The 10053-nt window shown below is 70.8% G+C and carries 10 protein-coding genes; 7 read left to right on the top strand and 3 right to left on the bottom strand.

What is annotated here, in order from left to right; translation table 11 throughout:
• A partial coding sequence (locus FrCorBMG51_RS31090) for a putative protein N(5)-glutamine methyltransferase (protein ID WP_235433502.1) occupies positions 1-526 on the top strand: 526 nt, incomplete at its 5' end.
• 209 nt (positions 527-735) lie between these two features.
• Here FrCorBMG51_RS31090 and FrCorBMG51_RS11615 read toward each other — a convergent pair.
• Together FrCorBMG51_RS11615 and FrCorBMG51_RS11610 are read right to left on the bottom strand one after the other, a co-directional pair.
• On the bottom strand, positions 736-996 hold the full coding sequence (locus FrCorBMG51_RS11615) for a hypothetical protein (protein WP_047223088.1): 261 nt from the start codon (positions 994-996) through the stop codon (positions 736-738).
• Between the two features lie 18 nt (positions 997-1014).
• Positions 1015-1290, bottom strand: coding sequence for a hypothetical protein (locus FrCorBMG51_RS11610; protein ID WP_047223087.1), 276 nt, complete (start codon positions 1288-1290; stop codon positions 1015-1017).
• Between the two features lie 410 nt (positions 1291-1700).
• On the opposite strand from FrCorBMG51_RS11610, the gene FrCorBMG51_RS11605 reads away from it, so the two are divergent.
• The 6 genes from FrCorBMG51_RS11605 (at position 1701) to FrCorBMG51_RS11580 (ending at position 7793) form a co-directional block, all read left to right on the top strand.
• Positions 1701-3059 carry a ferredoxin reductase family protein gene (locus FrCorBMG51_RS11605; RefSeq protein WP_047223126.1) on the top strand — a complete coding sequence of 453 codons (1359 nt, stop codon included), beginning with the start codon at positions 1701-1703 and terminating at the stop codon, positions 3057-3059.
• Positions 3056-3676, top strand: coding sequence for an FMN-binding protein (locus FrCorBMG51_RS26715; protein WP_086055392.1), 621 nt, complete (start codon positions 3056-3058; stop codon positions 3674-3676). Before FrCorBMG51_RS11605 ends, FrCorBMG51_RS26715 begins: the two co-directional genes overlap by 4 nt.
• Positions 3677-3707: 31 nt before the next feature.
• Positions 3708-4568 carry an FAD:protein FMN transferase gene (locus tag FrCorBMG51_RS11595; protein WP_047223124.1) on the top strand — a complete coding sequence of 287 codons (861 nt, stop codon included), beginning with the start codon at positions 3708-3710 and terminating at the stop codon, positions 4566-4568.
• A 35-nt stretch (positions 4569-4603) separates the two neighbouring features.
• The gene (locus FrCorBMG51_RS11590) at positions 4604-5293 is read left to right on the top strand and encodes a response regulator transcription factor (protein WP_235433501.1); all 690 of its coding nucleotides are present in this window, start codon (positions 4604-4606) and stop codon (positions 5291-5293) included.
• An 11-nt stretch (positions 5294-5304) separates the two neighbouring features.
• Positions 5305-6900 (top strand): sensor histidine kinase, encoded by a 1596-nt coding sequence (locus tag FrCorBMG51_RS11585; RefSeq protein WP_047223085.1) that lies wholly within the window; start codon positions 5305-5307, stop codon positions 6898-6900.
• Between the two features lie 122 nt (positions 6901-7022).
• The gene (locus FrCorBMG51_RS11580) at positions 7023-7793 is read left to right on the top strand and encodes a class I SAM-dependent methyltransferase (RefSeq protein ID WP_047223123.1); all 771 of its coding nucleotides are present in this window, start codon (positions 7023-7025) and stop codon (positions 7791-7793) included.
• A gap of 55 nt (positions 7794-7848) precedes the next feature.
• Here the strand turns inward: FrCorBMG51_RS11580 and FrCorBMG51_RS11575 are convergent, their stop codons facing one another.
• Positions 7849-9438: a plasmid pRiA4b ORF-3 family protein gene (locus FrCorBMG51_RS11575; RefSeq protein ID WP_235433500.1), complete on the bottom strand. Its 1590-nt coding sequence runs from the start codon at positions 9436-9438 to the stop codon at positions 7849-7851.
• Positions 9439-10053: the final 615 nt, after the last annotated feature.

Raw genomic sequence — 10053 nt, 5'->3', positions numbered from 1 at the left:
GCCGCCAAACCGGCCGGCGGCGGTCGTCGTCGACCTGTGCTGCGGCTCGGGCGCGGTGGGCGTCGCGCTGCTTACGGCCCTGGACGCGGTCGAGTTGTACGCGGCCGACCTCGACCCGGCCGCGGTGCGGTGCGCCCGCCGCAACCTTGCCGGCGCCGGAGGCCAGGTGTACGAGGGCGATCTTTACGAGCCGCTGCCCGTCGCGCTGCGGGGACGCGTCGACATCCTGGCCGCCAACGCGCCCTACGTGCCCACCGAGGAGATCGGGCTGCTGCCTCCCGAAGCCCGTGTCCACGAGCCGCGGATGGCACTCGACGGCGGTGCGGACGGGCTTGACGTCCTACGGCGGGTGACCGCCGAGGCGCCACAGTGGTTGGCGCCGGGCGGCCGCCTGCTGGTCGAGACCAGCGGGCGGCAGGCGGCACGGACCGTCGAAACCGTCGCCCGCAACGGGCTGCTCCCACAGGTGGTCACGTCCGATGAGCTGAACGCCACCGTCGTCATCGGAACGAAGCCCACCCGGTAGGGAGGGATCCCCTACCACGGCCTGCCGGCCGCCCTCCGTCCGGCCGGCAGGCCGTGGTCCTGCGGGAGATGAGAGCTCAGGGCCGGGGGTGCGCGGACGTGGGGCTCCGGGCCTTCACCTGGCCAGAAAGAGGAAAACAGAAAGAGGAGGAGAGAAAAGAAAGAAAGAAGAAGAGGAGAAAAGAAAAGGCGAGAACGGGCAGGTGAAGATCAGTTCTGCTGTTCCGTCGGAGCGGGACGCAGAACCGCGCCCAGCGGGTGCGGCTCGTCGCCGGCCGCGTCCCGCAGGGCGAGCGCCGCTCGGTCGACGCCGTCGACGGTCCGCACGTCCGCGCCTGTCGGTCCGGGCTCCGCGAGATCGTCAGGACGGATCCGGTCGGGCACGGCTATGTAGTCACCGTCGGTGAAGGGTCGGAGGTCGGCGCCGAGCGGTGTCGTTTCCGTTTCCTGCCCGGGTGAAAGCCTGGCCACAGCGTCACGGCTCCTTTGTCACAGTGTCTGAATGGCGACGATTTCGGCTGTGCCGCCGGGGCCACTGCTGTTGGTCACCCGGACACGTACCGGTCGGCCGGAAGCCTTGGCGGCGGTGGCGATTGTCAGGACTTCTGATTCGGTCGGGTCCGGCTCGGTGTAGATCCGCCGCCATCCGACATAGCCAATCGTGTAGCGGTACTCGATCCAGGCCGTGCTGCCTCCCGCAAAGACGTTCAGGACGTATGCGTCGTAGTCGATCCACTGGCTTTGGTCCCAACCAGAACGCGCCATGACCGGCCTCCCCCTGTGCGTGGCCCAAGACGACGACCTCGGGCTTGGCTACCAAGGGTGATTTTTGCGTCGCCGCTGTGCTATCTCCAATCCGACACGGTCCACTAACCGACCCGGCGGTCCGGTCCCTCGCCGCCTGCGTCGGAAGCCGTCAACATCTCGTCAGGACGCCTGCGGCCGGTCAGAAGTCCTGCGATCAAGTTTTGTGATCAAGATGGGAAGGCCTGTGGAAGTCCCGGCAAGTTCTGAGGCTCTTCACAGCATGTTCCCAGCTTCCGCGGTCATCGTCCGTGTCCATGAGCTTCACGCGGTATCCGGCCGGCGGGACACGGACGCGCGGATCGAGCCGCGTGGGCGCGGCGACGCCCACGCGGGAACCAGGTCCCCCGCGCCTGCCGGGAGGCCGGGTCGTGTCGGGCGCGGCCCGCGGCCGGCCCGTGCCGCCGCGCTGGTCGCCGGGGCTCGCCGTACGGCTCGCCCTGGCGGCATGGGGAGTCGTGGTCGTGGCCCTGTGGTGGTTCGACACCTCCGCGTCCAGCGTCCACGGTGCCGGGCCCGCCATGACCGCGGCCGGCCGGGTCAGCGGCCTGCTGGCGGCCTACCTGGTGCTCGTGCAACTCCTGTTCATGGCGCGGATCCCCGTCCTCGAACGGGCGGTCGGGTTCGACCGGCTGGCGGCCTGGCACCGCGGGCTGGGCACGAACGTCGTGCTGCTCATCGTTGTCCACATCCTGCTCACGGTGTGGGGCTACGGCCTGACCACGCATCATCAGCCACTGTCCGAGCTCGTCACAGTGGTCACGACCTACCCGGAGATGTGGAAGGCGACCGTCGGCACCCTGCTGTTCGTGGCCGTCGGGGTGGTCAGCGCCCGCGCGGTCCGGCGGCGCGTCTCCTACGAGGCCTGGTATCTGCTGCACCTCACCGTCTACCTTGCCGTGCTCCTGGTGTACTCCCACCAGACGGCGACCGGCGTGGACTTCGTCGGCCATCCGGTCAACCGGCTGCTGTGGCAGGGGATGTACCTGGCGGTCGCCGCCTGCCTGGTCGTCTGGCGGCTGGTCCTGCCGGCGGTGGCCGTCGCCCGGCACCGGATGACGGTGGAGCGGGTGGTCCACGAGGCACCCGGGGTCGTCTCGGTCTGGATCCGTGGCCGTGACCTGCATCGTCTCGGCGCGGTGGCGGGGCAGTTCCTGCTCTGGCGGTTCGCCGTCCGCGGGCATCTCGTCAGCGCGCACCCCTATTCGCTGTCCGCCCCGCCGCGGCCGGACCGGCTGCGCATCACGGTCAGGGCCACGGGCGACCACTCTCGCGCGATCGCCCACCTGCGGCCGGGCACCCCGGTCGTGGCCGAAGGCCCGTTCGGGCACTTCACCGCCGAGCACGCCACCCGGGGCAGGACGCTGCTCGTCGGCGGGGGCAGCGGGATCGGACCGGTCCGGGCGCTCGCGGAGGACCTGCTCGCCCGCGGCGACGACGTCGTCGTGGTGCACCGGGTCAGCCGGGCGGACGATCTCATCCTGTGGCTGGAGTTCGAGAGGCTGGCCGGCAACGGACGGCTGATCGTCCACCGCGTGGTCGGTTCCCGGCACGACCTCGGATACGACCCGCTGGCGGCGCGTTTCCTCGTCGCGGCCGTGCCGGACGTCGCCGAACGGGATGTCTTCGTCTGCGGCCCCCCCGGGATGACACGCGCGGTCGTCCAGGCGCTGCGCGGCCTCGGGCTGTCCGACAAGCAGATCCACACCGAGGAGTTCACGCTGAGATGAACGAGAATGCCGGAAAGCCCTACCGGGCGCGGCTCGGCTTCGCCGCGCTGATGGCGACCGTCGCCCTGGCGGTCGGCGCGAAGACCGCGACCGGGCCCGGTGAGCGGCCCGTGGCGCTCGCCGTCACGCCGGCCACAGCCGGGGCGAGCCAGCAGCCCGCCACGACGGGCGACCCGGCTCCGGCTCCGGCTACGGCTCCGACGTCGGCTTCGGGTGACGGCAACTCGACTTCGGCGTCCGGCGACGCCGGTTCGTCCGGTTCGAACTCCTCCGGTTCGAGCTCATCCGGACCAGGCTCCGCCGGTTCGCCGTCGGGTTCGGGCCCATCGGGTACGGCCACCGCCCAGACGGTGACGGGCGACGCCGTGAGCACCCGCTACGGCTCCGTGCAGGTCCAGGTCGTCCTGAGCGGAAAGACGATCACTGATGTGGTGGCCCTGCGGCTACCGGACCGGGAGCGGCGTGATATTGAGATCAACAACTGGGCGGTGCCGATCCTGCGCCAGGAGGTGCTCGACGCCCAGAGCGCCCGGATCGACACCGTCTCCGGGGCCTCCTACACCAGCTACGGTTACGCGCAGTCCGTCCAGTCCGCCCTGGACAGGGCCGGTGCCTAGCCGGCCGGGCCGGGTCCACGCCGAACCGGTGATGGGCACGGTCGTCAGCATCGACATCCGCCGCCTGCCCGACGCCGCGGAACTGGGCCCGTCGGAACTGGACACGGCGATCGCGGCGGCGGTCGCGGTGCTGCACCGGGCGGACGAGGACTTCAGCACCTTCCTGCCGGGCTCCTGGGTCTCCCGGCTGCGGCGCGGCGAGATCGGCCTCGACGACTGCCCGGACCACGTCCGCGAGGTGTACCGGACAGCCGACGCCTGCCGGGAGCGGACCGGCGGAAGCTTCGACCCGGCCTGGCGGGTGGACGGCACCCTGGATCCGACCGGTCTGGTCAAGGGCTGGGCGGCCGATGCGGCATCCCGGGCGCTGACCGACGCCGGCGCCCCGGACCACTGCGTCAACGCGGCCGGAGACCTGCTGGTCCGGGGAGCCTCGGGGACGGGCCGGCCCTGGCGGGTCGGGATCGCCGACCCCTTCGAGCGGGCCCGGCTCGTCGCGGTGGTCGAAGGTACGGATCTCGCCGTCGCCACGTCCGGTGTCTCGGAGCGGGGCGGACACGTCGTCGACCCGCGCACCGGGACCCCGGCGAGTGCGCTGGCCTCGGTCACCATCGTCGGGGCGGACCTGACCCTGGCGGACGCCTACGCCACGGCCGCCCTGGCCGCCGGCCACGCCGCGCCGGCCCTGCTCGCCGATCTCGCCCGGCAGGGATGGGCCTGGCTGACGGTCGACGCCACCGGTCGGCTGGCCCGTTCGGCCGGCTTCCCCGGTCAGGTGGCCGCCACCGCGTCCGCGCCGTCCAACGGCATCATACCGCCGGATATGCACCCATCAGAGCGGCTTTCCTCCGCACTCACCCGGTCCACTCCCACCGCTGCCGGGCCCGGATGACTGGCCCGACGCGGGAGACGGGTGAGACTGGGCGGATGGAGCGTCCGCTCAAAGTTCTCGTCGTCGACGACGAGGAGGCGATCACCGATCTTGTCGTCATGGCGTTGCGTTACGAGGGTTTCGACGTGCACGCCGTGCATTCCGGACAGGCGGCGCTGACCCGGGTCGCGCTGTCACCACCGGACCTGCTCGTGCTGGACGTCATGCTCCCCGACATCGATGGGTTCACGCTCTGTCAGCGGCTGCGCGGTTCGTGGCGGGGCATGCCAACCCTGTTCCTGACAGCCCGCGACGCCACCGAGGACAAGGTGCACGGGCTGACCCTCGGCGGGGACGACTACGTCACGAAGCCGTTCGCTGTCAGCGAGCTGGTCGCCCGGGTCCGCACGATCCTGCGTCGGGCCGGGGCCGCCGACAGCGCGCCCGGGCCACTGCGCTTCAGCGATCTCGAACTCGACCCGGAGACCCGAGAGGTGCGGCGTGGTGGGCGGCACGTGGAGCTGACCGCCACCGAGTACCGCCTGCTGCACTACCTGCTGGCGAACGCCCGCAAGGTGCTCACCCGGGCCCAGCTTCTCGACCACGTCTGGGGGCACGACTTCGGCGGGGAGGCACGGGTCCTGGAGACCTACATCAGCTATCTGCGGCGCAAGATCGACCCTGTTCCGCCATCGTTGATCCATACGGTGCGTGGCGTCGGTTACGTTCTGCGTCTGCCGCGTTGAGTGGACCGGTCATGTCGCTGCGCGCCCGGCTGCTGCTGGCTCTGGTGGGTCTGCTGGCGGTCGGCATGGCCCTCGGCGCGGCCGGTACACACGGCGCGGTGGCGACCTACCTGCGCGGCCGGCTGGACCAGCAGGTACGCGATGCCCATCCGGTCATGGAACAGACGCTCCTGCGGGCCAGCGGATACGGTGACCGCGGCTCCGGCGACTCAGGTGGTTATGATCTTGGCGAGCGCGCTTCCGGCGGGGGCGACTCCGACGACCATGACCCACGTTTCGGCAGCGCGTTCCTGGTCGGCACCTACGGGGCGTTGTATGACGGCAGCGGCCGCCGACTGGCCGAGACCAGCCCCAGTCCCAGCCCCGGCGGCCCGAGCACTCCGACCCGGCGTCCGGACGTCACACCGAGCCTGCTCGCCACCGCGCAGACCCATCCGGACCTCGCGACCGTCCCGCTGTGGACGGTGCCCGCCCAGGGTGGTGGGAGCCGGTTCAGGATGCTTGCCGAACGCTTCGACAACGCGGACGTCCTCGTCGTCGCCGTGCCGTTCACGGAGATGGACGCCACTCTCGACAACGTCACCAGGATCGAGATCGTCGCGAGTTCGGTGATGCTGGCCGCGCTGGCCGTGTCGGCCTACGTCATCATCCGTCTTGGCCTGCGTCCCCTCATCCGGATCGAACAGACCGCGGACCTGATCGCACGGGGTGACCTGACGAAACGGGTCGCCGACGCCGACCCCCGCACCGAAGTGGGGCGGCTCGGGCTCACCTTCAACGCGATGCTCACCCGGATCGAGGCGGCCTTCCAGGCCCGTGAGGCATCCGAACGGCGGCTGCGCCGCTTCGTCGGGGACGCCAGCCACGAACTGCGGACCCCGCTGACCTCGATCCGCGGCTACGCCGAGATGTTCCACCGGGGCGCCGCGAACCGGCCCGAGGATCTCGCGACGGTCATGCGCCGCATCGAGGAGGAGTCCGCCCGGATGAGCGTCCTGGTCGACGACCTGCTGCTGCTCGCCCGGCTGGACCAGCGGCCGGTGCTGGAACGCCAGCCCGTCGATGTCTCGGCCATGGTCCGTGACGTCGTCACCGACGCCCGGGCGGTCAACCCGAACCGGACGATCGAGGACGAGGTGCCGTCGATCCTCGAGGTGGCCGGGGACGAGGGACGGCTGCGCCAGGCCGTCGGAAACCTCGTCCGCAACGCCGTGGTCCACACCCCGCCCGGCACCGCGATATCCGTTGTTGCGGCACCGGGCGGGGCCGGCGCCGCAGGCCCGGATCCGGCCGCCCACCGCGGCGTGGGCCCGGCGGAGGACAGCCGAACCGGTGAGGTCGTCATCTCGGTGATCGACCACGGGGACGGCGTCCCCGAGGACGCCGTCCCGCACCTTTTCGAACGTTTCTACCGGGCCGACACGGGTCGTTCCCGGGACGGCGGCGGGACCGGACTGGGCCTGTCCATCGTGGCGGCCGTCGCCGCCGCGCACGGCGGACGGGTTGAGTACCGGCCGACCCCGGGAGGCGGGGCGACCTTCCAGCTCATCCTGCTGCCATGGTGGGCAGACCCCCGTCCGGACGACGAGGGCACCGCGACGGCATGACCGGCCGCGGGTCGTCTCCGGCAGGCATCAGCGCGCTCGCCTGACCGGATTCGTGCCCCTGCCGGGTCCGACCGGGGATCGGGATGTGCTGGCGGCTGACCGGCTCCGCCTATTCTGGGCGCATGCCGGAGCCCGTGAACTTCGACCGGATGGCCGACCGCTACGACGCGACGCGCGGCGGAGCCGAGCGTGGGCATCTCGTCGCCGGCGCGCTCGCGCCGTACCTGCCCGCCGGAGCGTTGCTGGAGATCGGAGTCGGTACCGGGCTGATCGCCAGTGTCTTCGCGAAGCGTGGTTGGTCGGTAACCGGTATCGATCTTTCCGAGCGGATGCTCGCCCACGCCCACCGTCGAATTCCGGGGCGTATCGCGCGAGCCGACGCCTCGGCGATCCCGTTCGCCGACGGCAGCGTTGACGCGTGCGTCGCAGTCCACGTCCTGCACCTCGTCGGGAACATACCGGCTGTCCTGCGTGAGGTCGCCCGGGTGCTGCGGCCGGGCGGCCGGCTCGCGGTCGCCGGCGCCGGGGAATCGGTCGTCACCTCCGACATCTCAGAGATCATCCGGTCGATGAACAACGGGCTGACGGGCGGCTCACCGCGTCCGGACGCCCCGGATGCCGTCATCCGCCTCGCGGCGCAGAGCGGTCTGCGCCTTGTCGCGGACTTCGCCATCGACCGCTCCGGCGGGCCGGCAACTCCGGCGGCCGTCGTCGATCAGATCCAGCGCCGGACGTGGTCGCAGCTGTGGGATCTCCCCACCGAGAAGTGGGCCATGTTCGTCGAACCCGCACTCGACGCGCTGCGTACTCTCCCGCATCCCAGCCGGCCCCGGCCGACCGGGGCGAGGACGCCCTCGCTCGTCTTCGAGAACACCGGTCTGTCAGCCGCCTGACCTGCGGGCTGGCGGGTTTCCGTCCAGACGGTTCTTCCCGTGGCGACGGTGAGCGTCAGTGGATGGCGGACAGCGCCTGGTTGACCGCCGCGGCGTCGAACCGCTCCGGGGCGAAGTCGATGGCGTTGTCGACGCCCAGCCATTCCAGCTTCTCGTCGTACTCGGGGTGGTCGGGATTCTTCAGCACCTGCAGCAGCTCGACATACCCCCAGATACCGCCGCAGTCCTCCGGTGGGGCGGCGCGGCGCCCGCCGGTGCAGCGGGGATAGCGCACCGCCGGGTCCGGGCTGAAAACCTTCTCCACCAGGACGTCGTGTTCCCAGCTGTCGCCGAAGTCGTAGGTGTAAAGAATCCTGTCGTTCGAGGTGGGTGCGACCTGTTCCAGCGTCACCGCCGCCTCGGCGCGGTAGTCCAGCTCCGCGTCGGGGCGGCCGAAACTGCCGTACCGGGTCTCGAAGACATGCAGATGGGAGTCGTACCAGCCGAACGCGGCCTGGATGACGTTGTGCAGCCGCTCGAGACGGATGTCGGCGGGCACCTCCAGCCGGCGCCAGATCGGCGGTTTTGTACCACGCAGACCCACTTTGATCTGGTAGATCGGCGCCGGTCCGGCTGCCTTCTTCCGTTTCGCCGGCAGCGCCACCGACGGCGCGATGCTGGGCGGGGCCAGTGCGAAGCCGTCAGGGATCAGCACGGGGCCACCGGATGTTGGCAGCGGCCGGCCGCCGCGAACGAGGCCCGCGCCGCCTGCCCGCCGCTCCAGCAGCGTCAGGCCGGGGTCGATGCCGGGGTCGAGGCCGAGGCCGTCCTCGTCGTCGGTGGGATGCGGCGCGGGCGGCCTGCTGGGCTCCGGCAGGGTTGCCAGCCGGGCCCGTAGCAGCATCGCCAGGGCCGGATAGGCCGGGCCGTCGTTGTCGTCATCGCCGTCGAGAAATTCGGCCAGGTTGAGAGCGACGTCGCCCGCGTCGTGCACCGCCCGGGCGGCGAGGGCGTTCTCGGCCTGCCAGCGGAACTCCTCCGGGCTCAGGCTTTCGGCCCTGATCCGGATGCCGTCGGCACTGGCAACGGTATGCAGCATTTCGACTGCTTCAGATAGCTTGTCGGCGTCGAGGACGAGAATGTCGACGGCGGCGCCGCAGTCGTTGTGGTCGACATTGATGATGACGGCGTGCCCGCGTCCCGCTCGATGGAACGAGCAGACCAGCATCGACGCTTCTCCCTGATCGTCGTTCAGGCGCTGAAAGTCACCGGCCGTCACCGGTGCCTCCAGTTCGTCCGCCCATACCGGGCGGACGATGCCGTCCTCGACCAGACGGTCGGCGGCGTCGCCCGCGGCCGTGCCGAGGCGGCCTGGCGCGACGGAACCGATCGCCAGCAGCGTCGCCAGCGCCTCCGCGGTGCCCGCGGTTTCCAACGCCGGGACAAGCCCGCGGACGAACGCCTCCTCGGCCTCCTCACCGATCAGGTCACCGGCCGAGAGCAACGTCGCGCCGAGAGCTTCCGCCTCCATCGGGTCGTCGACGGTGAGCAGAAGCTCCCCGCTCGCGAGCAGCCCGTCGATGACCAGATCCAGCTCGTCGCCGCCCGAACACTGCGGGCAGTCGCAGGCGTCCAGCGTGTCCGGGGTGTCCGACGTGGGCGGCACAGTGGGGCGTGACCCGCTCCTGGCGTCCCTGGAGGAAGTCCTCCGCCTGCTCCCGCGGCCACGGCTGGTGGGGCTCATATGGCAAGTCTGCCCCCATCCGCCGCGCCCGACTCGTCCGGTACCGCATGGCCCGCCGGGCAGGCCCGTCCGGCGCAGATCTCGGCGCACCCGCACCGAACAGTAGACGATGCCGGCGAACGGCAGATCATGCGGATGATGAGCTGTGTTCAGCGCCGTCCCCGCCCGCCTTCGACCTGGAGCGACATCGCATGAAGGTGACCGAGAGTCTGTATGCGACTTGATCTTCAGGAATTTTCCGGTATTCGATTCTAAGTCGGTATTCGATTTTAAGCCGGTATGGTCCGCGTCGGGACATGGGGAACGGCGGAGGCGGGATCAAAGCCCGCGAACGCCAGGCCGATGACGAAACCCGCGACCTCCTCGAGCTGACGCGCGCGGTCCAGCGGCCCCAGCACGGCCGGTACGCCGCCGACGTCCCGGACGAGCTCGCTGGTGACCCGCAACGCCGCCGCGTCGTCACCGCAGATCGCCACCGTCGTTGCCTGCCTGCCGTCACTGCCGTTGTCACCGTCACCGCCAGCGCTGGCGGGAGGG

The organism is Protofrankia coriariae, assembly GCF_001017755.1.
GTDB lineage: Bacteria > Actinomycetota > Actinomycetes > Frankiales > Frankiaceae > Protofrankia > Protofrankia coriariae.
The sequence above is the reverse complement of the archived record's forward strand: the minus strand, read 5'-3'. Positions and strand labels throughout refer to the sequence as shown.

Excerpts from the sequence above, each read along its gene's own strand:
- FrCorBMG51_RS11610 (WP_047223087.1), bottom strand. The coding sequence starts at position 1,290 with ATGGCGCGTTCTGGTTGGGACCAAAGCCAGTGGATCGACTACGACGCA.
- FrCorBMG51_RS26715 (WP_086055392.1), top strand. The coding sequence starts at position 3,056 with ATGAACGAGAATGCCGGAAAGCCCTACCGGGCGCGGCTCGGCTTCGCC.
- FrCorBMG51_RS11595 (WP_047223124.1), top strand. The coding sequence starts at position 3,708 with ATGGGCACGGTCGTCAGCATCGACATCCGCCGCCTGCCCGACGCCGCG.
- FrCorBMG51_RS11590 (WP_235433501.1), top strand. The coding sequence starts at position 4,604 with ATGGAGCGTCCGCTCAAAGTTCTCGTCGTCGACGACGAGGAGGCGATC.
- FrCorBMG51_RS11585 (WP_047223085.1), top strand. The coding sequence starts at position 5,305 with ATGTCGCTGCGCGCCCGGCTGCTGCTGGCTCTGGTGGGTCTGCTGGCG.
- FrCorBMG51_RS11580 (WP_047223123.1), top strand. The coding sequence starts at position 7,023 with ATGCCGGAGCCCGTGAACTTCGACCGGATGGCCGACCGCTACGACGCG.